This window comes from Estrella lausannensis (assembly GCF_900000175.1).
In the GTDB taxonomy this organism is placed as follows: Bacteria; Chlamydiota; Chlamydiia; order Chlamydiales; family Criblamydiaceae; genus Estrella; species Estrella lausannensis.
Genome location: NZ_CWGJ01000028.1, coordinates 89,704 through 114,147 on the forward strand (window position 1 = coordinate 89,704; position 24,444 = coordinate 114,147).

17 protein-coding genes are annotated in these 24,444 nt (G+C 47.9%); 7 read left to right on the plus strand and 10 right to left on the minus strand.

Features of this window, described 5'->3' with window-relative positions; translation table 11 throughout:
- Window positions 1-21: 21 nt before the first annotated feature.
- Window positions 22-555 (minus strand): HdeD family acid-resistance protein, encoded by a 534-nt coding sequence (locus ELAC_RS10765; RefSeq protein ID WP_098039297.1) that lies wholly within the window; start codon window positions 553-555, stop codon window positions 22-24.
- An 823-nt stretch (window positions 556-1,378) separates the two neighbouring features.
- On the opposite strand from ELAC_RS10765, the gene ELAC_RS10770 reads away from it, so the two are divergent.
- Complete coding sequence (locus ELAC_RS10770; RefSeq protein ID WP_098039298.1) at window positions 1,379-5,002, plus strand: AAA family ATPase; 3,624 nt, start codon at window positions 1,379-1,381, stop codon at window positions 5,000-5,002.
- Window positions 5,003-5,049: 47 nt separating this feature from the next.
- Here the strand turns inward: ELAC_RS10770 and ELAC_RS10775 are convergent, their stop codons facing one another.
- Together ELAC_RS10775 and ELAC_RS10780 are read right to left on the minus strand one after the other, a co-directional pair.
- Window positions 5,050-6,474 (minus strand): RtcB family protein, encoded by a 1,425-nt coding sequence (locus tag ELAC_RS10775; RefSeq protein ID WP_098039299.1) that lies wholly within the window; start codon window positions 6,472-6,474, stop codon window positions 5,050-5,052.
- On the minus strand, window positions 6,467-7,294 hold the full coding sequence (locus tag ELAC_RS10780; protein WP_098039300.1) for a 2'-5' RNA ligase family protein: 828 nt from the start codon (window positions 7,292-7,294) through the stop codon (window positions 6,467-6,469). Before ELAC_RS10780 ends, ELAC_RS10775 begins: the two co-directional genes overlap by 8 nt.
- Before the next feature lie 453 nt (window positions 7,295-7,747).
- On the opposite strand from ELAC_RS10780, the gene ELAC_RS10785 reads away from it, so the two are divergent.
- Together ELAC_RS10785 and ELAC_RS10790 are read left to right on the plus strand one after the other, a co-directional pair.
- Window positions 7,748-10,024: a ubiquitin carboxyl-terminal hydrolase gene (locus ELAC_RS10785; protein WP_098039301.1), complete on the plus strand. Its 2,277-nt coding sequence runs from the start codon at window positions 7,748-7,750 to the stop codon at window positions 10,022-10,024.
- Window positions 10,025-10,256: 232 nt separating this feature from the next.
- On the plus strand, window positions 10,257-12,791 hold the full coding sequence (locus ELAC_RS10790) for a hypothetical protein (protein WP_098039302.1): 2,535 nt from the start codon (window positions 10,257-10,259) through the stop codon (window positions 12,789-12,791).
- A gap of 41 nt (window positions 12,792-12,832) precedes the next feature.
- Here the strand turns inward: ELAC_RS10790 and recN are convergent, their stop codons facing one another.
- From recN to rnhC, 3 genes are all read right to left on the minus strand, one after another.
- Window positions 12,833-14,440: a DNA repair protein RecN gene (gene recN / locus ELAC_RS10795; RefSeq protein WP_098039303.1), complete on the minus strand. Its 1,608-nt coding sequence runs from the start codon at window positions 14,438-14,440 to the stop codon at window positions 12,833-12,835.
- Between the two features lie 13 nt (window positions 14,441-14,453).
- The gene (locus ELAC_RS10800; protein ID WP_098039304.1) at window positions 14,454-14,894 is read right to left on the minus strand and encodes a hypothetical protein; all 441 of its coding nucleotides are present in this window, start codon (window positions 14,892-14,894) and stop codon (window positions 14,454-14,456) included.
- Window positions 14,895-15,032: 138 nt separating this feature from the next.
- Window positions 15,033-15,941 (minus strand): ribonuclease HIII, encoded by a 909-nt coding sequence (gene rnhC, locus ELAC_RS10805; protein WP_098039305.1) that lies wholly within the window; start codon window positions 15,939-15,941, stop codon window positions 15,033-15,035.
- Between the two features lie 480 nt (window positions 15,942-16,421).
- On the opposite strand from rnhC, the gene ELAC_RS10810 reads away from it, so the two are divergent.
- Together ELAC_RS10810 and ELAC_RS10815 are read left to right on the plus strand one after the other, a co-directional pair.
- The gene (locus ELAC_RS10810; RefSeq protein ID WP_420810337.1) at window positions 16,422-16,826 is read left to right on the plus strand and encodes a helix-turn-helix domain-containing protein; all 405 of its coding nucleotides are present in this window, start codon (window positions 16,422-16,424) and stop codon (window positions 16,824-16,826) included.
- Window positions 16,826-17,989, plus strand: a complete 1,164-nt coding sequence (locus ELAC_RS10815; protein WP_098039307.1) for a DUF368 domain-containing protein — start codon at window positions 16,826-16,828, stop codon at window positions 17,987-17,989. The genes ELAC_RS10810 and ELAC_RS10815 overlap by 1 nt, the downstream gene beginning before the upstream one ends.
- Before the next feature lie 65 nt (window positions 17,990-18,054).
- On the opposite strand, the gene truA is transcribed toward ELAC_RS10815, so the two are convergent.
- The 4 genes from truA to ELAC_RS10835 all read right to left on the minus strand — a co-directional run bounded on the left by truA (window position 18,055) and on the right by ELAC_RS10835 (window position 20,869).
- The gene (gene truA, locus ELAC_RS10820) at window positions 18,055-18,813 is read right to left on the minus strand and encodes a tRNA pseudouridine(38-40) synthase TruA (protein WP_098039308.1); all 759 of its coding nucleotides are present in this window, start codon (window positions 18,811-18,813) and stop codon (window positions 18,055-18,057) included.
- The gene (locus tag ELAC_RS10825) at window positions 18,806-19,402 is read right to left on the minus strand and encodes a MarC family protein (protein WP_098039309.1); all 597 of its coding nucleotides are present in this window, start codon (window positions 19,400-19,402) and stop codon (window positions 18,806-18,808) included. The genes truA and ELAC_RS10825 overlap by 8 nt, the downstream gene beginning before the upstream one ends.
- 40 nt (window positions 19,403-19,442) lie before the next feature.
- On the minus strand, window positions 19,443-20,042 hold the full coding sequence (locus ELAC_RS10830) for a MarC family protein (RefSeq protein WP_239414524.1): 600 nt from the start codon (window positions 20,040-20,042) through the stop codon (window positions 19,443-19,445).
- Window positions 20,043-20,338: 296 nt separating this feature from the next.
- Entirely contained in the window at window positions 20,339-20,869 is a 531-nt protein-coding gene (locus ELAC_RS10835) for a hypothetical protein (RefSeq protein WP_098039310.1), read from the minus strand.
- Window positions 20,870-21,272: 403 nt separating this feature from the next.
- Between ELAC_RS10835 and ELAC_RS10840 the strand changes: the two genes are divergently transcribed.
- Both ELAC_RS10840 and ELAC_RS10845 read left to right on the plus strand, forming a co-directional pair.
- Window positions 21,273-22,124, plus strand: coding sequence for a metallophosphoesterase (locus tag ELAC_RS10840; protein ID WP_098039311.1), 852 nt, complete (start codon window positions 21,273-21,275; stop codon window positions 22,122-22,124).
- A gap of 420 nt (window positions 22,125-22,544) precedes the next feature.
- Window positions 22,545-24,389 carry a hypothetical protein gene (locus tag ELAC_RS10845; protein WP_098039312.1) on the plus strand — a complete coding sequence of 615 codons (1,845 nt, stop codon included), beginning with the start codon at window positions 22,545-22,547 and terminating at the stop codon, window positions 24,387-24,389.
- Window positions 24,390-24,444 lie beyond the last annotated feature (55 nt).

Here is a 24,444-nt window from a genome sequence, read left to right on the forward strand (position 1 = left end):
AAAGCTGCAACCCGGTACCGATCAATGGCTCTTAAGTGCTCCATAAATCATTGCGAGCAAGGCAACGCCTGACATGAGCAGGTTGACGCCGACCAAAGTGCCTATGGCCCAAACGGAACTGTTCGGCAAGCCAAAATAGATAAGGCTGCCGATGAGGAAGGAAAGGATGCCTGAGAGTAAGAACCAGCCCCTGGGACGAACGTCTTTTGACTGAAAGAATAGCCATATTTTAGAGGTCCCATCGAAGAAAAAGAAAATAGCCAAGAGTATTGTGAGTGCGATGATTCCCTGGATTGGTTTGGATAAGAGATAGATTCCGCAAAAAATAGAGAGGAGGGAGACTAAGATATTTAACCAAAAGCCCGCTGTTTCCATCCCTTGCTTGAGGGAGCGCACGCCCTGAACGACTCCGCCCACAAGGAACAGACATCCGATCAGCAACTCGAAGCTGATTGTGAAAATAAAAGGTGCCACGATAGCTGCAAGGCCTAGGAAAATAAAAAGAATTGCTTCCAGGGTGTAGAGAAATTTCCACTTCCTTAATGTTTCGATCATAGAATATCTCCTTCTTGAATCTAAGACCTTCTTAGTTGAGTTTTATTAAATTTGTAAAGATAAATTTTACATTGATTAGGAGCGTTTTCCCCGTTGAATGGAGGGAGAGCGTTGTCCCCAGTGCCTAGCCCACCGGTCATGGGGATTTTCTTCAAATCCTGATTGATTCACCCACGGCACCTTGATCGTCCGATCATTTTTTATCCAAGAGATTGCCCACAAACTCAAAACATCCTGATTTAAGTTTGTGGGCGGTCTCTGCGCAGTTCTGGAAATGGAACGAAATTATATTGAGATAGTCGTGGAATATATATTAACTGATTTAATCCCAGGAAGGCTACAGGGGGCTATTTAAGGGCGTAGTTGGATTTTTAAAAGAGTGTTGTGCAAAAAGATCGATTCGTTTAGTTAGAGATTAAAGTGCATTATTTGGGCTTTCCTGAAGCCCTGTGCAGCTTATACCGAAAGTGTCTCAATCGTGGGGAGCTTTCTCTTAGCCAAAAACCAAATTTTGAGACACTTTCGGCATAATTGATGGAACAGTTTCAAACAAAAGTGCCAACAAAACCGTCATCATCGTCAGATGATGTTAATGATTCAGTTGAACGGACAATAGCCGGCTTCGGTGTGAACCGCACATCTTGTCTGTCGCGGCAGACGGGTATAGCCGCTTTTGGAAGGGAATAGTTTCGTTCCAATTGAATTTTCACTATTGCCTCAAAACAGCTTTGATTTTAAGGGTTCTAAAGGCCGCGGGAGGCTTTTTAGGAGCGATCCTTGAATTTTTTGTACGGAAGCATAAGCGATCAATGGAGGGGTTATCATGCAGTTAGTTACGTTTACACCAGATTCTAAACGCAGCGCCAGCTCAAGGGGAGTGTTGCTGCCCCAAAGCAAAAGAACCCACCAGTCAGCGGGGTTTAATGCAGAAGAACTGCTTATACCACGCCTGTTTGTGAAGGTTCACTTCGATCCGGACTACACGAGAGGAGTTTCTTCAGCCCGTGTCTCTCCAGCTCTTTTCAAAGAGCTCTTTTCCAGCCAGGATACAGAAGTGAAATATATCAAAATCGCCAATACGGTTTGTCAGTGTTTCATGGACGTTTGCATGCAGCAGCCGAGAACGATCGATCTGGACCAGCTCACCTTCGATGAGATTAACGAAGAACTGTACAAAGAGGGGACCGCCGCCTCTTCGTGGATCACTCCCTTTAAGCCAGACAGGGAGAGTGCAGCCCTCCTCTCAAAAGTCAAACTGAAGATTTTTCCTTGGGGAGAGCTGAATGGTGTGGGAGGAAAAAATGAGAAGAAGTCGATACTTTCCTCGGCCATCGAAGCGGAGATTCGTTTCAAAATGAATGCTCAGGTGCTGCGTCTGGGGCAGAAGTTTTTTGTAAACCACTCTGTTTTGGGTCCTCTCTCCGTTGTTGTGGAGAATTGGGATATGGATGGCGTCAGCAAAAGCGATTCGGCGTTGTTCACCAAATTGCCCTATCATGGCCTCTTTAATCAGGATACGAAGTTGAATTTGGTTTCTGGAGATAGCTACCGACTTGTTTTAGTCGATGAGCTGCCTGCTGAAAAAATTCTTAAATTCAGTTTCACGATCACAAAGATCATCGATATTTCCGCAAGGGAGTTCAGTTCGTCAAGACCGATCGCCTCTCCGGATGCCTGGAAAAAAGGTGCAAAGCCTCTTCCGCTGATGCTCCCCCTGGCAGATATTGCCGGTTCCCTGAGGCAAAGGCTCACCAATAACTTGATTCTTCCTGAGCATGAAGAGACAATCCAGATTGACAGCGACTGGAAGTATGCCATTTCCTTAACGAAAGTTATTGTGAGAGGGGATGACACAATCGGTGATGAAATCGACGAGGCCGAAGAGAATCTGAAGGCTTTTCGCCTGACAGAAGATCACGCGATTTTAGTCGCTCCGAACAAGAACGTCATTCTGACGACGACAGCCGGGGATGCTGCCGAGGCGAAAGAGGCGACATTCGAGCTCATTGACAAAGATCACAGCAGGGCTCTTAAGGAAAATGAGCTGAATTGGATCAGCAAGGAAGATCTAGCCGACAGAATCCGCAGCAGCCGCGAACTCCTTGCCGTCGGAGGGAAACTTGTCATTGAAGGGTCAGGCGGCAAATTTTTGCTGGAGCTTAAAAAAGTGAGCGGCGACAGACTCTCAGAGAGCGAAAATGCCAACATCAAAGATCTCTGGGAATTTAGTTCCAAGACAGCCATCACAGTCTATTCCAATCCGAAAGTGGATGTGGCTGTGGTTGATTTCAAAGAGCCGCTTCCGATTCTCCAGGCGAAAGTCAAGGTTTCCACCCCTTCCGTTTCCGTCTCTGCCCTAGCCAGAATGCTCGGGATCGAAGAGGAAGGCGGGGCAAAAGTGGTGATTGCCTTTGACGAATTGGAGAAACTGTTTAAAGAAGCTGTGCCTAAGAGCGGTCACCTCTTTAACCAGCAGACTCTCTCTACGCTGACCGGGAAAGGCCAGACCGTCAAATTTCAACTATCCGATATTACGACCAGGGAGAAGAAGCCGCAGGGAACCCTTGATTTAGTCTACAGCATAGTTCCTGAGACGAAGATTGTTTTTGAAGCGGAGAGGGGGGGCGAGCTTGTGATCGCCACGAAGCCCAAAGACATCAGCACAGAGGATGTATCGACCAAGTTGATAGAGCTGGGGATAGGAGGCCTCTCGGATCAGTTTAAAGACATTGTAACAAAAATCATTTTGTCGAGGAGCACCTATGCCGAACATACCAAAGCGCTTGGCCAGTCTCCGCCAAGAGGCCTTCTCCTCTACGGACAACCAGGTACCGGAAAGACTATTCTTGCAAGGAAGTTGGGTGAGCTTTTGGGAGTCACAAAAGAGCGCATCCATCTCTATACGGGATCGCAAGTGTGGTCTAAGTGGCTTGGCGATTCCGAGAAGAAAGTGCGGGAGATGTTTGCCGATGCCAGGGACGATCAAAAAAAATTCGGCAAAGACAGCCCGCTCCATCTACTCATCATCGATGAGATCGATGCCTTCTTAAGAGACCGCTCCAATGCACAGCAGCGGTATGAAACATCGGTGCTCAACACCTTCCTTGCCGAACTCGACGGTATCTCAAGCGAGGGAGAAGAGTCTTTGGACAATATCGTTGTGGTCGGCTTGACTAACTATCCCGACAAAATCGATGAAGCGGTGCTGCGGCCGGGTCGCCTCGGAACCAAGATTCACATTGGCATCCCAGATGGCAACGGAAGAAAGGAGATTTTCGGCATCCACCTGAAATCGCTCAGCGAGAAGGGTTTTCTTAGCGAAGATGTTAGTTTGGATGAGCTGGCAAAGATGACAGTTGGAAGGACGGGTGCTTTCATTGAAGGCATGGTCTCTCATGCAACAGGATATTCGCTCCGCAGGCTTTTTGATGCAGAGGTCGCTGTGTCGGATATAGCGAACCACCCGGCAGCCAAGGTTACCCTGGAGGACTTCAAATCAGCCTACCAGGATGTAATCCACAAGGATAAAAAGACGGAGGCAAATCAGTTCTCGCCGCGAACGGAGCTTGTCACCGGATCGATAGCGAGTGACCTGCAGGCGCTCGGTCTTGGAGGGCTCGGCAATGAGGTGCTGGAGTTTCTGCTGGATCTTAAAATTTCAAGCTACTACAGCAACTACCTTTCGTCGATAAAGCACACCTCCTCCCGCGGTGCTCTTCTCTACGGGCCTTCCGGCGTTGGTAAAACATCTCTTGCCAAAGCGATCAAAAAGTTGTTTTGTTTAGATGGTCCAAGGTTCCAGTATTACAATGCTTCTCAGCTGTGGCCCCTCCAGGGAAACCATCTAAAAGAACGCATTGAAATGATTCTTAAGCCTGCGCAGGATGCTGCCAAGGACTTAAAGGACGAAGCTCCGCTGCATGTGGTCGTGATCGATGGGATCGACTCGATATACATCAATAAGAAAGAAACCGACTTGCCGGACTCATCGGTATTGAACCAGTTTCTGACAGAACTGGATCCATTTTTTGAAGGCAATGAGTGCAAAAATTTGCTTGTGATCGGTATTGCGCATCGCAACTTTGAGCTCTCTGACGCCATCCTGCGCAATGGACGCTTCGGCAGGCATATCCTGATGAAGCCGCCGACTGCCAGAGGAAGGATGGAGATATTCAAGATATACCTTGAAAGCTATATCTTGAACTCCAGGATAAGCAAGGATTTCGATTTAGAAGAGCTTGTCAAGATGACGGATGGCACGAGTGGAGCTTATATCCAAGGGCTTATCAGTCAGGCGGTCCTTTTCAGCATGAGGAGGGCAGCTTCCAAGGGTGTGATGCCGCATGAGCTTGGCACTTCACAATTGGCTCTTCTTACGATGGATGATTTTCATCAGGCCAGGGAAGTTATGGTTCAAGACGATAAGTGGAAACACTTTTATGTGTAGACAGTAAAATCTGCATTTAAGCCGCTTGGGAAAAGATTTCAGGCGGCTTATCCTTTCACTACAAGCGCGGGCTTGAGTTTTGCGACCATGTCGGCAAGACCGGCTTCCTGAACTGCCAAAACCACTTCATCGACATTCTTGTAGGCATCAGGCATCTCTTCGAGAATCGTCTTCATTGAAGAGGCTTTGACGGATACCCCCTTAGATGACATGTACTGCAGTGGGTCTTTGCCTTTCCAGGCTTTTTCCGACTGGATACGGCTTCTGGCTCTGCCTGCCCCATGACAGCAGCTGCAGAATGTGGTGGGATTACCTTTGCCTACCAGAATATGGCTCGCCCTACCCATATCCCCGGGCACCAAAACGGGCTGTCCCGTTTGCCGGAAAAGGGGAGGAAGTTCGGGGTGACCTTTGCCGAACGCTCGGGTAGCCCCTTTTCTGTGGACACACACTTCTTTCAACTTTCCATCGATCAGGTGTTTCTCGAATTTTGCGATATTATGGCAGACATCGTAAAGAAGTTTGATTTGGTGTTGTTCAATGCCAAGCGCTTCAAGGAAAGCCTCCCGGACTTCATGGAGGATCACCTGCCGGTTGCAGAAGGCAAAATTTGCGGCGGCGGCCATGGCGGCCAAGTAGTGTTTGCCCTCCGCGCTTTCTATGGGCGCGGCGACAAGCTGCCTATCTTTCAGCCCTTGAGCGAATCCCTTTTTTATATAAAGATCCAACGTGTCTTGGCAGATCTGGTGGCCGAATCCTCGTGATCCTGAATGAATGAGGATATAGGTGCTGCCTTTTTTAATATTCCATGCTTCCGCCACATCAGGCAGGTAGAGAGTGTCGACTGAACCGACTTCTACAAAATGATTACCTGAACCGATGCTGCCAAGCTGTCCCCTCCCGCGCTCTTTGGCCGTTTCCGAGACAGCTGCCATATCGGCGCCCTGGATCAGGCCGCGACTTTCTGTGTGCATCACGTCCTCTTCTAACCCATACCCCTGGTTAATGGCGAAGAGCGCTCCCTCCTTTGCGATTCGTTTGTAGTCGCCATCAGACAATGTTTGCCGGCTCTGTCCCTTCCCCATCCCGGAGGGGATATGTCTGAAGAGAGCGTCGAGAAGTCGCTGCCTCGCTCCTTGGCTGATGCTCTGGAAGGGGATATCAACAGTGGCCAGTCTGACGCCGCAGTTGATGTCGTACCCGACTCCTCCGGGACTTATCACCCCACTCCTCACGTCCATCGCCGCCACCCCGCCGATTGGGAAGCCATAGCCCCAGTGGATGTCGGGCATGGCGATGCTGTACCCTAAGATACCGGGCAGCTCGGCTACATTTTTTACCTGCTTAAGCGGTTCTTCCAGATCCATGTCGCGGATGAGTCCCTCTGTTGCAATGACGAGGCCGGGAACTTGCATCTTTCCTTCTTTTGGAAGGAGGAAGGTCGCAGGATTGATTTTTTTTAAGTTAAACATCGACGATCATCTCCCATTCGAAAACCCCATTTCCCAAGGTTTTTAACTCCCCATGATAGCTGACTGCTTTAAAAGGAGATCCTTCTTCAATATCCATACGTGAGACGGAGTGGTTAATACAGGCAATCAAATCATCCAACGATTCCACCTCCGACCATGGCGGCATATACCGAACTAGTGGAGGGTGCACCCCTGTTAGCGCCATGAACGCATGCAGGGTCAAAGATTGAATGGATTGACCTCTGATATAAAATGCCAGATCAGCCGTGTGGTTCATCTCTTGGGCAGGAGCGATTACCGGCCATGAGTGCAGGGGGGTGTAGGTAGATCCGCCAAGGCTCTCGTAGAGATGCAAGCTTCCCAGAGTGATGAATTGTTTAGTGAAGCCCTTTATCCACGATGAGCTATCAAAAGGGGCGCGGGCCAAGGTGACATGCGGCAGAAAGTGGCGACTCTTTTCCCGAGGGGTCACGAATCCTTCGGCGCAGAATAGAGAGAGAAGCGACTCCTGGTAGGCAAACAGTTGCTCTCTATTTTCGAGAAGCTCAAGCTCCCAGGAGAGACAGCGCGGTTTTTCTGGCGGCAAAAGAAGAGGGGCGGTAGCCAGAGCGCCCAATCCGACCGGCCAGGGCGGAGGGGGAGTCATGCCAACCAACTCTTTGAGGCGCTCCCCCTGGACCAATCCCAAAAAAACAAGTGTCGCATGCCTTCCATTTTCGGGAATGATTCTGCCGTTTGGCATTTTGGCTGGCCATGGGCCTGAGGTTTCAAGTCCGAGAAAGAGTCGTTTACCGGATGAAGGTTGATTTCCGCTAAGCATCAGGAATTCCTTGATTATGAATAGTTCTTGCGGCAATCAGCCATGTTGAGCGAAAATTCGGCAGTGCATGCAGCTTTTTAAGCCCTTATCGGCACAAACTTGGAGACTGCCCACCACCTGAAATCGTATGATTTGTCTGCTGAATTTGTCTATACCGAAAGTGTTTCAAAATTTGGTTTTTGGCAAAGAGAAAGCTCTCGCGATTGAATGGTCGCAAGCCACCTAATATTAGAAATATGAGGCCTTTCAGATAATTTCGATATAACTGGCGGTACAAACCGGGTGTTTTCGCTCTTAAAATATTGTACTAAATGTCATTTAAAAACTGATTTGAAGATCGGAGTTTAAAGAAGAGATTTTAAAAACCCCTGGGGAGATACTATTTTTATTGTCATGATAGTAACTATCTGATATAATTCGCTCTAATTTTATATAGTTGTAGGTAATAATCTTATGTCATCAAGAATTGAAGAAATCGGTTTTTTTAATCCAGTCTACCACCAAGCTGAAACCCAGAGAAACGAAAAAGTTTCGTGGCTTGGCCGTGCCGTCGAGTGGTATTTCGATGTTGGACAGGAAGTTTATTCAATTCTCCCCGGGCCTGTTGCCGACCGCTCGGTTCCAGTAGTTAAAGAGGACGCTCCTCAGAGATCTTTCGTTGGCGTCATCTTGCGCGTTGTTTCCGTTGCGTTAAAAGTCATCAGCTATCTCTCCTTGATCCTTCCGTTGATGATGGTTGTCGGAAAGCTGATTTACCGTGCTGAAAATCGTTTTTCGCTTCAAAAGAAAATCGGAGACAAAGAGCTTCAGCAGTTTATTGAACTGGCTGAGAAGACGGCACGAGACGCGACATCCTCCAATGCTATCGATGAACTCGGTTTCGAAAGACCCGGAGAGTTAAACAAAGCTGTTCAAATTTTTGAGGCGATCAACAAGAAAAAGGATCAGTTCCACGCTATATTACGCAACTCCTCGGCCTTTTTAAATGAAGAGGAGTACAAAAAATTCTTAAGTGCGATCAACACATTGGATTTACATATCGGCAAACTCGCCGCTAAAGTGACCGATTACAAAGATGTTGTGATCCAGGATATCATCAGGATGCAACAAGTTCTTTTGGAAAGGTTCGATCAGCTGGAGGGAAATGAGCAGCAGGTCGAGGCTGAGGCCGCATGGCAAAGTGTACAGATGATCCACAGGTTTGTCTACCAGTTCAGGGAAAGGCTTGGAGTTGAGAGCATCGAGCGTGAGACCAACTGGAGAACAGAAGACGGAACAGAGCTCTATGACCGCATTTTGGTGGCTAAGTTGTCCAACATGATAGTGCCAAAAGGCATCAATAACCTTGGCGCCACCTGTTTCATGAACGCATCCATTCAAGCTTTAATAGCCAACCATGAATTCCGCACACTCATCAAGAATCAAGACCAGCCCATTTATGGATTGATCAGGGAAAATCTGACGGCAAGGCTTGAAAACGTGCATCTTTTTGATGACGCCCAGGCAACAGCCGATATGCTGATGGAGAGTTGGGGAGAGTTGACAATTAAGCAGCTTTCAAGACGCTCGAACATCATTAATAATCCGGCAGTCATTAATGAAATAGCAAGGATAATTGAAGGTCTTGAAGATTTGGCTGCTCTTGAAGATCTGGCTGCTGTAGAAGCTGACGGGGTCAGGCATGGTGAAGACGATGAAGAGGCGGTTCATGATGAATTAGACCATCAAGAACCCAATCGTGAAGTGGAACAAGCAAGGCAGCGCGTCAATTCAAAAGAGCGAGCCCTTCTTTTGTGGTTACGCACTGAGCTTCCCGATGAGACACCGATTCTTTTGGGCGATGGCGACCGTCCCGACTGGCAGCGCGCTGATCTCTTGATCAAAACCCTGCGATCGCAGCTGCAGGAGTATGCCCGCTACAAGTCAGTGATGAAATTTTTGAGAGATTTTGTCGTTCGTTACGAAGAGAGAGAGACGCAGCCTAAGAATTTGGAAGCGTTAGCGAAAAACTTGCGAGCTGCTTTCTTCTTCGCCGGACGAATGGAGGGAAGCCAGTACGAACAGCAGGATGCACCGCCGATAATAGAGTATGTCCTTGATGCCATCGGCTATGGCGTTCCTTTAGAAATCGTAAGAGAAGCTGAAAAAGTCGAACCCAACGAGCCCGCAGTGCAATTTACCCAAAGAGCGACACAGCCGACCCAGCTCCTGCAAGTTCCCATCACGGGCGGCGACGGTGTTTCCCTGCAAAAGCTCGTGGATAATTTCACGGCTGTGAATGAAGAAGGGGACGAGGAAAATGTTTGGAGACCCGAGCATCCTGTGACCAATGAGCCGGTATCTTTCAATAAATGGGATGAAAAGCAGCGCATCCGAGGAGAGGCTCCCAAGTACCTGCAAATCCAGTTGAAGAGATTTGAATTTACTGAAGATGGCCGCAGAAAGAAGATCAACGACAAGGTAGATGTCGGTGATATGGTAGTCGACATGAGTGAACTTTTTGAAGGGGCACCCAAAGGAAGCGTCAAGTATAAGATCGTTTCGGGTGTGATTCATCATGGTTCTTGCACGGGCGGCCATTACTACGCCGTCGTAGAAAAAGCGCATCAGTTTTTCAAGTGCAATGACGCGAGTGTCAGCCCGGAAAACAACCCGGAATCTGAATTGGCCTCGGCTTACGTCTTATTCTTGGAGTTGCTGGAACAGCAGGAAGAAGCTTTGAGCCTGTAGGCTGCATGACGGACGCATCTAAATTTTAAGATCCGGTCGGTAGCGAGCCAGTTCACTTTGCCTGAAGCCCACAAACATCTTACCTTAATAAATAGAAGGCTAGTTGTTTGTGGGCTTCTTGTTTTTAAGCGTCCGTTAATTTTACTTGATACAAAAAATTAATTAAAAATTAACAATTAATAAAAATTTTAAGTGCTATAATTAGGTGTGTCCGCGTAAGAAGGAGGAAGCAATGTCCACACCCATCGGTTCCAGATCTACCCCTCCCCCAGAGCAGTCCGGATTCGTCGAGAGTCTGAAGAAGGGGGCTGAAAACTTTAAAAAGATTTCATTGTTTGAAAAAGTTCTGACTGTCACTGCCACGGTGTTTGCCTCCATTCCTACTCTTTTCATCGGAGGCTTTTTTGCTTTCATTGCCTGTTCTAACTATTTTGCCAACCGCAATGTGCAGCAAGTCGACATCAAGGGTGGCGGTGCAAAGACTCCCACATCAGAGAATGCCTTCAAGGCAGACAAAGCCGCTCGGGAAACTTTAAATGGCCCTATCGTCAAGCCTGAGACAGGTATTAACATTCAGGAAGAAGCTAAAAAACTCGCCGGTAGGCTAGGATCTTTACAGACCCAAGTGGATAAAATCGATCTAGATTCCCCAAAGGCTATTCAGACAATCTTTAAGCTGAGGGAGGGTGTGGAGAAAGAGAAGCAGCTTTTGACTGCCCTGAAGTCTAAAGGGGACTTAGGAGAGGGTGCTAAAGAGGCGGTTGCTGCTCTTTCCAAGTTGGAATCTGCCCTATCCGGGCAGGAAGAGAAGCTGCTCTATAAAGCGGGGTTGCAAAATGCCGGTGGGGATATGCGCGCATCAAATACGGGTGCAGACAAGGCTTTAGCGCTCCCGAAAGAGATTGAAAGGATTCAACAGGCTTTAGCATTGGTCGACAGAAAAGTGGATGATCTAGCTGCGGTTTCAGAAGATAAATTTGCCAAGATTGCAGCGCTGAACGAGGAGTTGGATAAAGAGCGTCCCGCCCTGCTGAATGCGTTTACGAAATTGAAAGAGAGCTATCCTGAAGAGGCCAACAAGCTTGCTCAGCTCATGGCCAGTGTCGAGAGCAAGCTGCAAGAGCAGCAGGAAAGTTTTACGAAAGAGTTGCTGCTTTCGACCAGCGAGATTGTTGCACAAGTTGAAGAAAAGAAGCTCAATGCTGATTTTGTTTTGATCGACAGCAGGGTGGATAACGTCTCGTTTGATAGTATCGAGGATCTTCAGGAGGTGCTGGCGCTTTACACAGAGGTCGCCGGAAGGCGAGAAACGATGGAAAAGATTTTGTCCTATTCCTCCCTTGATTCCAAGGTGAAGGCGGAAATTGTCGAAGATCTGAAGGAGTTGAAAGAAATAGAGGGCAAGCTGAACGAGAAGGTCAAAGTCAACAGCGAGCTGATCAAAGAGACGCTTCAAGAGGGGGTTGAAAAGGCAAAATTAGGTTTAAAAGGGGGAAAGGAAGGGAAGACAGCTTTGCTCGTTACAGATAAGTTCGTAGAGGCATTTGGCAGAGAGCTTAGCGCCGGGTTGAATCAGATCGCAAAGAGTGAGATGGGCGCCTTGCTGCAGGTGGTGAAAAAAGAGACTGAAGCGTTAAAGACCAAAGGGATTAGTAATATCGGCAACAGCTGTTATATGAATTCGTCTCTGCAGGCGCTTCTATCGGTTCCCAGTTTTAAAGAGAAAATCATGAGCGAAAAGTGGCCCGCCTTTGGGCAGCTCAAAGATGAGATGGCAGTCCGGGCGGCAAGTAAGCAGAAATGGGAACTCATTCAGGATTTTGTGGGGTATTTTAACGAGTGGGAAGCTATGGATCCGAAGAATCTTCCTAAAGATGCCTTGAGCAAAATCTTACGAGACAAAAGTAATAAAGATGAGATCGATCTGATCCGTTCGGCCTACAAGAAATATTTTGTGCTGAAAAACCTTCAATCCACTCTACAGGAGTTTTCCACTGCCTTAGACCAGTCGAAAAACCCCTCCGACATGAAGCCTTACGCTTACGCCCTTAGAAAGGCAATATTCGACACCGGCATCTACGGCTCCAACTTATCAAAGCTCACAGGCCAACACGACGCGGCGCAGTTGATCGGGATGATCAATGAGGTTATTGGTTATCAGATTACCTACCAGACGATTCGCTCCGTTCCAGACCAAGGGATTAAAAAGGTTAAAAATGAACCGATGGGAACGCTGCAGATCCCAATTTTGAAAAAGCCCAAAGGAGATAGGACGCCGATCAAGTTTCAGGAACTTTGCGATCACGTGTTTAAGACAACAGAGATCGATGACCCGAACAATGCCCTGAAAGTGGAAGAGGACGGACAGGCAGCTAAGTTCTACGGACAGTACCAAGAAAAAATCCAGATTGGGGGACCGCCTCCTGAGAATTTGGTTTTGCAACTGAAGCGTTTTGAGTGGTTCAACCCGGAGTTGGGTGGTGCGAAGATCACAGACTTAGTGGAATTGCCCAAGGACCATATCATCAACATGTCCAGCGCATTTGAAAATGCGGGTGAAAAGAACGTGCGCTACAAAGTTGTGGCCGCAGTCCATCATGGTGGCGGCTTGGGCGGAGGGCACTACACCCCCTATGTCGACAAAGGCGATGGTCAGCCCGCGAACGAAGATTGGCAGGTGGCAAACGACAGCAGTACCTACAAGCCAGCCAACATCGGACACGAGTTGGGAGATTCGTATGTCTTCATTCTTCAAAGAGTCTCATAAGAGTTAAGACTGTACTGAAGTCGCATGTTGCTTTAGAAGTTTTAGAGGACGCAGCTGCCCATCATGCGGGCCAGCTCTCCTTCGCGGGTGTCTGCTTCTAAAGCTTCGATGTGAGTGTAGGTTCTTCCCTTTTCTTCCTTCTTGGAAATTTTCAGGTGGCGGCAGGCAAAACGGGCAAGCTGTGGGAAGTGAGTGATCAAAAGGATCTGTTTCCTCTCTCCCAATTCTTTTAGTTGCTTGCCGATCACTGCGGAAGTGCTTCCTCCGATGTTGGCATCGATTTCGTCGAAGACGATAGAAGTGTTTGTGCTGCTTTCAACCAGTTTGATGGCCAACAGAACACGGGAGAGCTCTCCGCCGCTTGCCGCTTTAGACACGGAAACAGGGTTTTCGCCCAGGTTGGGGGCTAAGTAAAACTCGATCAGGTCGTCCCCGGAGGCAGACCTAGGCTTAATGTTCATCTCGACGCTGAAGTTTGCACTCGGCATATTAAGTGTACGGATGGCTGCAGTTACCTTTTTTGCAAATATCTTGGCGAAATTCTGCCTAGCTAAGGAGAGTTCTTGAGCAAGCCTATCCGTGTGGGCGGTCAGCGAACGGATCTCTTGTTCTAAGGATTCTATCCTTTCATCGGCGTCAAAGGAAGATGAGAGCTCTTCTTTTAACTCTTTCCATCTTCTCAGCACGTCCTCAAGCCGCGGTCCGTACAACTTCTTAAGGCGCTCAATGGCTTTCAGACGCTCAGAGAGGAAATAGAGTCTTTCAGGGTTGATCTCAAGGTCGGAGAGCCTCAAGCTGAGAGTCCTTTCAACTTCTTTCATGTTAGCTAGGGCTTCTTTCGTCATTTCCAGCGGGTCTTTCAGCTTCTGGTCAATTCTGAGATACTCTTCTGTTTTCTTTCTGACAGCATTTAAGCCGCTGAGCACGCCGCTCTCATCATTGATAAGAATGTCTAAGATTCCCTGTAGGTTTTCCTTAAGCTCCTCCACATTGGAAAGAGTGGAGTACTCCTCAAAAAGGGCGTCATCTTCCCCTTCAAGCGGGGAAACAGCTTCGATCTCTTTTAGGTCGGCGGCCTTTTTGTCGAAGAGGGCTCTTGCCAAATCGATCGAATCAGTGAACTGCCGGAGTTCGGCCCTCTTTTCTGTGAGTGCATGAAAACTTTCCTGAAAGGTTACGCGAAGAGGGGTCAAATCTCCTATGGAATCTAGGATGATGAGGTGGTTGCCCACGTCGAAGAGCTCTTTTGCAGCCCTTTGTCCGACAAATTCCATCAGCAGGGGAGAAAGGGATTTTAGCGAAGCGAGCGTTGCCACCTCCCTGTTGATCCAGATGCGGCTCTTACCCTCTTTGCTAATTTCACGTTTGATGTGCAGCACAGAATCGTCGCTATCGATACCCATGGAGTTGAGTAATGCCGCTGCGCCATCGAGAGGGGAGAGCTCGAATAGCGCTTCGATGGAGGCTTTCTCCTGGCCTTTACGGACTAGAGCGGCATCGGCTTTAGCCCCCAATATCAACGACAGGGCCTCCATGATAGCGCTTTTTCCCGAGCCGGTTTCTCCGGTGAGAATATTTAAGCCCTTAGTGAATGCAATTTCTGCTTTGTCGATCAGGACAAAATCGCGGATAGTGAGTGAAAGGAGCATTGCTGTTTGAATTTTATAGTGTGTCTCTGGAACTGTCGATCAGCTTTTTCATCGATCCGGCGCTTTTCTCTGCAAGAAGCTGATCTTTGCCTACCGGTTCTGCTTTGAAGATGGCCTTGCCTTCATTGACTCCTACCACAGTGACTGTCACGTCGGGCTGGCCGGAAAACCTATAGAGTAGAAGCTTGGGCCAGCTGACGGCTGTTAATGAGCCGGTTTGCGAAAAGAGTTCTGACTCATTTACGATGGAGATAAGCTCCATTTGCTGGTCGAGATTGAGCGTGTAGGGTTTCTCTCCGATAGTCGCTGAGGAGCCGCGTATCCAGTTGGGGTTAATTCTTTTTTCAAAGTGCACCTCTTCTGTTTGCATGTAGTTAATCAGTCTCTGGACAAGCAAGACTCCCGACAGGGTGACGGCAACAGCGATCATCACGAGAAGCGGCTTGACTTTCATGGTCAACTCCCTTTGAAAAATAATAACTTATACCGAAAGCGTCTCAAAAATCACAGATTTTAAGCGCACGCTGCCATGCAACCTGGAAATTGGTGGAGAGGGCGGCGTACGAAATGTAATAGTTTAGCGACTATAGATTCAATGGTTATCTTGGATTTCAAAATAAGTTTTAAAGTGTGTCTTCGCAGTCTCTGTAAGTCGCACTTTGCCGAAGCGGCGAGCAAAATCGTTGGCCGCGGCGATTGTCTTGGATGAAGCTCCTTTTGGAAACGGCATGCCATAACTTTTTTCAAGGCCCATCATCCCAAGGAGGAATCCCTCTCTTGCCAGAATGGAAGCGGCCGCTACGACTACATCCTCTTCGCCTTTATGTCTCTGTGTCAGGTCGATATCTTTCTGCTTTTTCATGAGGGCATTTTTTACGACATGCTCGCTCGCAAACTGGTCGATGATCGCTCTTTTGCAACCTGTTCGTTGGGCCAGATTTGAGATAGCTTGTGCATGGCCCCAGGCGAGGAGCGTGTTTAAATTGCCGAATTTTGCGTACAGTTCGTTGTATTTGGCCGGCGATATGCGGATCACGTCGTGATGGACAGTTGCCCTGATTTTTTTAGCCAGCTGCAGGATATTGGCATCCTTCAGCGCCTTCGAGTCTTTGCAGCCTATTTCAAGAAGTTTGGGAATAGTCGATTCATCGCCATAAACTGCCGCAACGACGAGGGGGCCAAAAAAATCTCCTTTCCCGGATTCATCGACTCCGATTCTCGGAGAGGTGTCCACATAGGCCTCTTTGCTTGTGTGAGCGAAGGTTCCGAGGATCTCAGGCTCCAGGTAGAACTCGATCAGCTCCTGACTGTCTTTGCCCTGTACTGTTAGTTTGCCGCTCTGGTAGAGAGTGACCGAGAGGCGCTCTTTGCGGGCGGAAAAAACGGTGTATGCGGGCCGTGTGATAGAAAACCCTCTCTCGGTCAAGTCGCTTTCGATTTTGCCACCCAGGGCGAGATCTATCTTGGCCACAAAGACCGGGCTTTTTTTGGGTTCTTCCATAATCAGGGCCGTCCGGAAAATTTCGATGGTGTCGATTATAGAGTGCCTTAATCCCTGAAGTCAACCGCTAACGTAGAACCTCGTTGTCTCGTTTTACAAATTGGCTTGTGGGGGGCTAGACTAAAACTGAAATCCTGCCATTTTAGTTTATGGACAGTCCCTTAGTACAGGGCCTAAGAAGTTGATCGATCTGAACAGGGCAAGAGTTAAAAGGGGGTAAATGTAAAGAATAGTGTTTCAGTGGGATGTGGCAGACGAGAGGCGGCATGCCAATGCAATGTTATTTTTGACGCCTCCAAAAGAAGGACTTCGATCGATGAGCGACTTAATCTGCAAGTTGGCGGTCACATCCTGCAATTACTCATGGAAATAAAGGTGTTTTAAGAGGTAACATGGTCACTTGATAGGTAGCATTAGGCCCCATCGTCGGGACCGGGTCTTTGTTTATTTTAGCCTTAGGAATGTGGAAGGAGAGTTATGATGGACGAGCAGCTTCTTGAGCTGGGCGAGCAATTCAAACAAAAGCGGAAAGAGAGAAATTTGACTTTGAAGGAAGCTGAGAATGCGACTTCAATCCGCGTAACCTATCTTCAGGCTATTGAGAATGGGGATCTCAGCAAGCTCATCTCACCCATCTACGCTGAAGGTTTTGTCAAGCAATATGCTTCATACCTGGGTCTTGACGGTGAGACGATCGTCCGGGAGAATATGGAAGTTTTAAGGCGGGCTATCTCGCAGGATTTTGCTTATGGCATTGGAACCCTGGAAGTGAGGGAAAATCCCGGTGCCAAGGTAAAATGGCTTCCCAACGCCTTCTGGATCGCAGGTTTTTTGGCGCTGTTGCTCTTTTCTTGGTGGCTTGCCAAATATCTTGAGGTCCTTTAATGGATAAGCCTGCAAAGCCCAGAAGTCTAATCGCTCTGTTTGCGAGCGGCTTTTTGATGGGGCTTGCCGATCTGATACCAGGCATATCGGGAGGTACTGTCGCCTTCATTTTAGGAATCTGGGAGGAGCTGATCCTTTCGATTAAAAATGTGTCTGGCGCAGCTTTGGCGTTTGTAATGCGGAAGAAGGGGCACGAGAGCGCCGGTGTGAAATCCCTTCTTTTCCTCGGACCAGTTCTCCTGGGGATCGGGCTTGCCATATTGCTCTTCACAAAAGCTGTCGATCAACTGCTCAACAATCCGGTGGAGAGGGTGTATCTCTACAGCGCCTTTTTTGGACTGATCATCGCCTCTTGCGTTCTGTGCCTAAGCAAAATCAGCAGCTGGTCCCGGCCACGGTACATGCTCTTTTTTATATCGGCCGCTGCCGCCTTTTACCTGACGAATGCCAAACCGGGAGAAGTATCCGGTCAACCCCTCTACACCTTGCCTCTCGATAAATCCTTGGCCACATCTGCAACTCAACCTCTGAACAACTACGATAGAGGTCTCCATCGCCTGACGGGGGTGGATGAGACGACGCTTGCCGCCATGAAGGCAAAAGGAATTATCAGTAGTGATCAGACGGTTATAGATGAGACGACCGGCACTGTGCTTACTTTACGAGATATTTCCCTCAAAAAAGAGGGGAGTGCGCTTAATTTTTGGGTCATATTCTGCGGCGCCGCCGCCATTTCGGCAATGCTTCTGCCCGGTATTTCCGGCAGTTTTTTGCTGGTTGTGCTGGGGATGTATCCGACCGTGATCGGTAACGTTGCCGACTTTATCAATGCCCTGCAGAACGGACACCTTGACTGGGGCAGTTGTTTGTTTCTTCTCCAGTTTGCCTTAGGGATATTGCTGGGTGCTGCTTGCTTTTCCAAGGTGATCGGAGCTCTTTTTGAGAGATATCACGACAATGGGATGGCGTTGGTGGCAGGTTTTGTCGCCGGTTCGTTAGGTGTTGTGTGGCCTTTTTGGTCCTATGGATATGTGCTGGATCCCATCAAAATTGAGAAAGGAGCGCGTCTTATTGCTGTCGAGCCCATTATTCCCGGGTTCCAGGAGATGGCTCACTGCCGCTTTGTCATTCAGCGCTGTCTTTGTGATAGAATACGTCGCTAACAGAAAGAAGAGGGGTCCCAAATTCAACGGAAAGGCATGTTGAGTTGGCGGTGTGGACTGCTTTTTTAAGATTTTAAGACAGGTTCATAGAATACACGGGTTAGAAAGAGGCCTTTTGCCGGAGCAGTAATGCCGGCTCTCGTCCTGTCTTTACTAAGAAAAACCTCCTCAATGTCGCTGGCGTTAAGCTTACCCATTCCGATATATGCAAGGGTTCCGGCGATATTGCGGGCCATTTTGTACAGGAAGTGGTCTGCTCTGATTGCGATTGCGATCTCCTCTTTCGACTCTTCGATCCGGATTTCCATCAGGTTTTTGACTGCATCTTTTTCATCTCCACCCTTGCAGGCGTTGGAGAACCCGCTGAAGTCCTTTTTCCCGACAAAAAGAGGGGCAGCTTCCCGCATCGCTTCTACAGATTTTATGAAAGGACAATGCCAGGAGTAGAGTCTTTTGAAAGGCAGCTCGACTTGTGTCCGGGAGATGTAGTAGTGATACTCTTTGGCCACGACATCCAGTGTGGGATGGAATTTGTCAGGTGCTATCTCGCCACTCATAACGCGGATATCGTTCGGCAGTATGCAGTTCAAGCTGTAGACTAGCTTCGATAAGTTGAGAGGGGATTCTGTGAAGAAATTGACAACCTGTCCTCGGGCGTGAACGCCCCTGTCGGTTCTTGATGCCGCTTGCAGGCTAAGGGGGTGCCTCAATATAGTTTGAAGCGCTTTTTCAAGCTCCTCTTCTACGCTAGGTCCGGTTATGGTTTTCTGCCACCCGAACAGGTTGCTGCCATCATAGGCGATGACAAGTTTGACATTAGCCATGATGCGGGATTGTTTCGATGAAGAGAATCACGCCTTCGGCCACCCTCTGAATGGCTAGGAGAATCAAAATCATGCCCATCAGTCTCTCCGCCGCCAGCAGCCCATTCTCTCCAAGAAATGAGCGGATTTCATGAGAAAATGATAAAATGAGCAGGCCAAGGCACCACGCAATAGCCATTGCTAAAAGCACAAAGAAAAACTCCTCTTCATGAGAGAAGAGCATGATGGTTGCGAGAAGAGAGGGTCCGGCAATCAGGGGGATGGCCAGCGGTATGATGTAGGGAGGTTCTTTCGGAAGGTTGTTTCTCAGACTTTTACTGGAGGGAAACAGAATTTGAAATGAGGTCAGAAATAAGATGGCGCCAGAGCTGATATAAACAGTCGGAACTCCCAGTTGTAAAAATTGCAGCAGCCACTCTCCTATCAGGGCAAATACAAGCATGACAATGCCCGCAAACAGCATTTCGCGTAAAACTGCCTTCTTGTATTCCGAACGGCTCGTTCCCTTCAATTGGTCAATGAATGAGCTGATGTTGCCGAAGGGATCCATGATGAGAAAAAAGATTAGCGAGAGTGAAGCTAAGGTCATGATGTATTTATCCTCTAGTTAACGATCCCGTTGCCCTTGTCTAGGCAGCGGCTAAAAAAAGTTTGATGCCGGAAAGAAGCATCTGAATGGCAATCATCGCCAGGACCATTCCCATAAACTGCTCGAGTGCGGTGACTCCCTTATTACCCAAAACCTTCTGCAAATAAGGTGTGAACAGCAGTACCGGGATGACTCCCAGCCAGGCGATTAAGATACCGGTTGAAAGGGTCAGAAAGCCGGGTAGCTCTCTCGATTTCAACATGATTGTCGCCATCAGGCTTGGGCCTGTCAGCAAGGGCGTTGCTATTGGAACGATGAAAGGCTCTTGTTTTTTTTTGTCCCCTGAACTTTCTCCCTTAACTGGAAAAATGAGGGAGAGGGAGACAAAAAAGAGAAGCAGGCCGCCGCAGAAGGAGACGGTGTAATCCTTAAGATCGAGCAGATGGAGAAACCATTCTCCAAAAAACTGAAAAAATAGGGCGATCAGAAGGGAAAAAATCCCTTCCCGTATCATGATGGCCCGTTGCCTCTCGATGGGAAAATCTTTGATGATGGCCAAAATGGCAGGAGAGTTCCCGATGGGATTGCAAATGATGAACAGCATGGTCGCTATGGCAAAAACAGCTGAAAAATCGATCAAATTATCTCTCCGTCTTGAGTCTGTTCAAAATCGGTTTCTTTTATTTCTTACGGTGCAGACTAACTATAACCGATCTTCCAATATCTAAAAAGGCGCGGTTTTTTTAGGGCAGTATGGCGTAGGCCGAAATGATCTCTAAATTGGGTATGGGGGCTTTGAGAAAGGCTCAAGATCGAAGAGTGTAAGTTGCCTCATATTTCTAATATTAGGTGACTTATGGTCTTTCAGTTTTGGGGCTCTTTTCTAGGCAGCAAATTTTGCGACAATTTCGGTATATTCATGTGAAGCGAAAAACGTTAGCAGTTTAAGATCTCATCACGCATCAGGGAATCTTCCTTACCGGAGGATGCTCTGTGCTTTTCTGCGAGGGCAAATCTGTGGTTGGCCTCTGCTACGATGCCGTTAAAAATACCGAGCAGAACAGCTGCTATTATCGAGGCGATTTGTGAGATGATTAGGAGTCCTGCGGCAGACGCTAAAGCTGCTGCCTGCAAAAAGGGGTGCTCCTCCTGGAACTGAACAGCTCTTCTTTCGAGCGTGTGGATGATTGATAAGTCAGTGAAACATAATATCTTCCACAGGAACTTGGACGAGAAGGTCGCGGCAGCCAGTGCGAAACAGGTGGCCGCGATCGGAGGAAATAGTACGGTCATGACAAGACCAGCGATGATAAATCCAATGGCAGCGAGAGGGGTCTCGGTAATCAATCCGACGACTACCTTAAAGCCTCGCCATAGAAAAGAAGGTTGCGGAGGAGCGAAAGAGCCCTCGAAATCGAAGCTTTCATCAAGCGAATTTACTTGATATGGTGGGATAAATGCGCTCATCAATCTTTCCTGAAATAGCAGATCAGTCGGTTCTATCTGCCGAAAGTGTCTAAGTCACTGTTTGTATCTGAAAGGATGCCATTGAGCTGGAACCGGCAGATAGGCTATAGTGCCAAGCGCGTTGAATATTCGCCAAGAATAAATTATACCGTATACCTCTCGAAATTTAGCAGAAGGGTTTTTGTAAATATCCCAATCCAGAGTTTTGAAACAGTTTCGGTAAATCGCGAAGAGATTTGAAATGAGGATTGGCGACCAGAAAGAGGGTGGAAAGTGCCCATAAAAGGCAAAAAACTATTCGACAACCTCTTTTTGGGCCAATAGCTTACGATGATAAGCATTGGCATTAAATTCACGCTTTTTTTAGGTTTCTTCGGTATCAAATAATCCTGACAAGGTACTGATGGCTAAGGGATTTACCCACGACATTTCTCTTTCTCCGGCTAGCAGCGGCGCTGCACGATCTCTTTATTGGATGACGGATTTGCATTTGGACGCAATGCCTGAGGAGAAGTGGAAGCTGTTCTTCCGCCAACTCTCCCATGAGGCGTTTGATGGCCTTCTGATTGGAGGCGATATCGTGAATGGGATCAATTCCCTCAAAGTGCTCAAAGAGATAGAGGGTATTATCGAACGGCCCCTCTATTTTGTACTGGGCAATCACGATTTTTATTACGGGTCGATCGAGAAAATCCGTAAACTTGCCAAGGCCTTGGCAATGAAAACTGCAAATTTACACTACCTCACCTACAGTGATCCGATTCCGCTAAACGCTGATGTGGCTTTGGTGGGACATGATGGCTGGAGCGATGCGCGAACCGGCAATTTTCTGGCCTCAACCATCATGCTCAACGATTACCTCTTTATTGAGGAATTGAAGAAGCTGAAAGGGAAGGATCTGGAAGGGAAGTTGCAGGAGCTGGGACATAAGTCCGCCTTAAGCGCCGAGATTGTGCTCATGAAAGCCTTGGATCAATTTAAAACAGTGGTTTTTTTAACGCACTCTTCTCCCTTCAGGGAAGCGTGTCTTTACGAGGGCAAGATATGCGATGACAATTGGGGGCCTCACTTTGTGTCCACTGCGGTAGGTCAGATGTTATCGAAGGCAGCGAGGGCATATCCTGATAAATCTCTGCTCGTACTCTCCGGTCACTCGCATGAGAAGGCTGATGTGTCCATGGCCGATAATCTCCGCGTTCTCTCTGGAAAAACCGATCTTGGCAGCTTATGCCTTCAAGGGGTGATACGCTTGTAGTATCGCTTCAGTTCCAAAAGCAATAGTGATGTATTGTTCTGTTATACCGAAAGCCTATCAAAATTTGGCATGGGGGCTTTGAGAAAGCCTCGGGATTGAAATCTAATATTAGGTGACTTGTGATCTTTCAATCTTGGGGAGCCTCCTCTTTGCTGAAAAACAATTTTTGAAACTCTTTTGGTATACGTCAGCGTGGTGCAATGAATCGATCTTGTAGGCGCCCTTTCAGGACGGCTCTTGGAAGTAAATAAAAATTTCGTGGGAGTCGCAGCAACTCTCTGTAAAGAGATGAAAAAATGATGCTGAAACGTGCTCAAGATCTCAAATTTTGAGTTTATTTCGGTATATCCAAAAATGGAGGTGGTGTATAATAAACCGTTTTTTAGTCCTGTATTTATATTAGTTAATTAAAGGATTCGAATGTTGAAGATAGATGAAAGTCTTAAAGAGTTTTCCTACGCTTTGCGGACCGGCCAGCAGGTGAATGTGACTAAATCGGGCCATTGGTACGTAGAGGGCTGGTTCATGCGTATCATACGCTGGCTGTTTGATTTAGACACTCCTCGGCTAAAAAATATCGCCAGTGCGGTTCACAAAGTATTCGATGCAATAGAGCAGGAGCCGCTTAAGCTGGAACAGCCCGGAAAAAAGTTGCGAATCGTTCTGAAGGTGGCTGCGGCAGCCAGAAAAGCAATTAAAGACTCCAGCATGTACGACGGAGTTTCTGAAAAAAACCTTCTTAAAAGAAAGATTACTGCATTGAAATACCGGATCGGTGAAGAACATGGCGGGTGGGATAAGAAACCTGAGCCTGATTCCGACGCGTTTTCAAAAGTTTCAGAGCTAGCCAAGGGTTATAAGGAAAAGTTGTGGCAGTTTGCCGGGGATGATAAAAACCTTCATGAAGAAGATCTCAAAAGGCTGAAAGAAGTTGCCTGCTATCCTCAATTTGTCAGAATGCTGGAGAAGGATCCGGTTTTAAGGGAGGAGTACTTCAGCGCAACCATCCGCTACTTAAATCCTCCGGATGTATATATCGAATACCCGGAACTTTCGAAAAGGCTCAAAGCCTCTTATATCTGCGGTTCGATAGGACGGTTCGCCTATAACGTGCCGCTCAAGATTTCCGTCCAGGGAGCTGAACGTAGTAAGACAGTGACGATGCCGTTTGACGGAATGGAATTTTCCGTTTTGGATCCCAAGGCGACCGTGATTTTTGGTGATGGCCACCAAAATACGGTCGAGGCGATTTTTAAAGATATGTACAACAAAAATTACGGTCCGGGCGATTACTATTTTACTGGCCCAAATGGCTTTATCCGCTGGAACTATCATAAAATGGCCTCTTACAATGAGCTGAAACAAGAGTGGGAACCTGTGAATTTGACGCAACCGAACTGGTGGGAAAATCTGCCGGAGTTCGAGACGCTCACCAAAGAGGAGCTGAAGAAGCGATTCGATCTTAAGAGGGATATTCAAGATGGTGAGTGGGTTGTCGTTTCGCTTGCCGCCAAACAAAATGACCGCCTCCGCATCGACGACTGCCACGGGTATTGCGAAGTGGCGATACCTAAGGGAGATGGCACGTATGGCTATTATCCGTTCGGTAAGTACGCCACGCGCTTTCCTCAGGGAGCGCTTGAGTTCTTAAGTTTCGTCAGCAATACCGTGCCCGCGGAAATTGTCTATCCTGATCCTAACCCGAGCTATTCTGGCATCAGACAGCAGGCAGCGCATCCTAGGATTGTGAGTGAAGCCAAAGGAAGAAAGTACTTAGAGCAGATAAGGACCGATATCCAAAAAGGGCGTGAAGGCAATCTCGTATTCCAGTTTGCTTGGGAGAACTGCGCTTATACAGTGCAGGATTGGGCTGACAGGGCCTTTTGTAAGAAAGGCGCCTGTAATCAAACGCCCCACCTGTTTATAGCACCACTTGTGGATGCCGGAGCCGTTGAACCACTCGATTCGCTGATCGGAATTTTCAAGGATCTGCCACAAGGGATGCAGGACGCGCTAGTCGGTACGACCGCCAGTTTACTCGGCTCGGCAAGAGGACTGGTCATTGAAGATGACAACGGGAAAAAAGTGAAGAAAAGTGTGGAGAAAAGCCCCTTCCATCAAGGATTTGAACTGGATGGAAACAAAGTGTATCACCACATCCACTTGCCTTCCCAGCTGCACCGGCAGATCAAAAAAGGAAAGCTTCCAGGCGTCATTTGGTCCGGATTTCAAAGAATGCAGATCACGTCCAGAACGCCCACTTAAGTGCGCTCAGTACGCCGGCTTGTGGGCTTTAAGTCCACAAGCCGTGACGATATAC

Coding starts and splice junctions, on each gene's coding strand:
- ELAC_RS10765 (WP_098039297.1), bottom strand. CDS start 555: ATGATCGAAACATTAAGGAAGTGGAAATTTCTCTACACCCTGGAAGCA.
- ELAC_RS10770 (WP_098039298.1), top strand. CDS start 1,379: ATGCAGTTAGTTACGTTTACACCAGATTCTAAACGCAGCGCCAGCTCA.
- ELAC_RS10775 (WP_098039299.1), bottom strand. CDS start 6,474: ATGTTTAACTTAAAAAAAATCAATCCTGCGACCTTCCTCCTTCCAAAA.
- ELAC_RS10780 (WP_098039300.1), bottom strand. CDS start 7,294: ATGCTTAGCGGAAATCAACCTTCATCCGGTAAACGACTCTTTCTCGGA.
- ELAC_RS10785 (WP_098039301.1), top strand. CDS start 7,748: ATGTCATCAAGAATTGAAGAAATCGGTTTTTTTAATCCAGTCTACCAC.
- ELAC_RS10790 (WP_098039302.1), top strand. CDS start 10,257: ATGTCCACACCCATCGGTTCCAGATCTACCCCTCCCCCAGAGCAGTCC.
- recN (WP_098039303.1), bottom strand. CDS start 14,440: ATGCTCCTTTCACTCACTATCCGCGATTTTGTCCTGATCGACAAAGCA.
- ELAC_RS10800 (WP_098039304.1), bottom strand. CDS start 14,894: ATGAAAGTCAAGCCGCTTCTCGTGATGATCGCTGTTGCCGTCACCCTG.
- rnhC (WP_098039305.1), bottom strand. CDS start 15,941: ATGGAAGAACCCAAAAAAAGCCCGGTCTTTGTGGCCAAGATAGATCTC.
- ELAC_RS10810 (WP_420810337.1), top strand. CDS start 16,422: ATGGACGAGCAGCTTCTTGAGCTGGGCGAGCAATTCAAACAAAAGCGG.
- ELAC_RS10815 (WP_098039307.1), top strand. CDS start 16,826: ATGGATAAGCCTGCAAAGCCCAGAAGTCTAATCGCTCTGTTTGCGAGC.
- truA (WP_098039308.1), bottom strand. CDS start 18,813: ATGGCTAATGTCAAACTTGTCATCGCCTATGATGGCAGCAACCTGTTC.
- ELAC_RS10825 (WP_098039309.1), bottom strand. CDS start 19,402: ATGACCTTAGCTTCACTCTCGCTAATCTTTTTTCTCATCATGGATCCC.
- ELAC_RS10835 (WP_098039310.1), bottom strand. CDS start 20,869: ATGAGCGCATTTATCCCACCATATCAAGTAAATTCGCTTGATGAAAGC.
- ELAC_RS10840 (WP_098039311.1), top strand. CDS start 21,273: ATGGCTAAGGGATTTACCCACGACATTTCTCTTTCTCCGGCTAGCAGC.
- ELAC_RS10845 (WP_098039312.1), top strand. CDS start 22,545: ATGTTGAAGATAGATGAAAGTCTTAAAGAGTTTTCCTACGCTTTGCGG.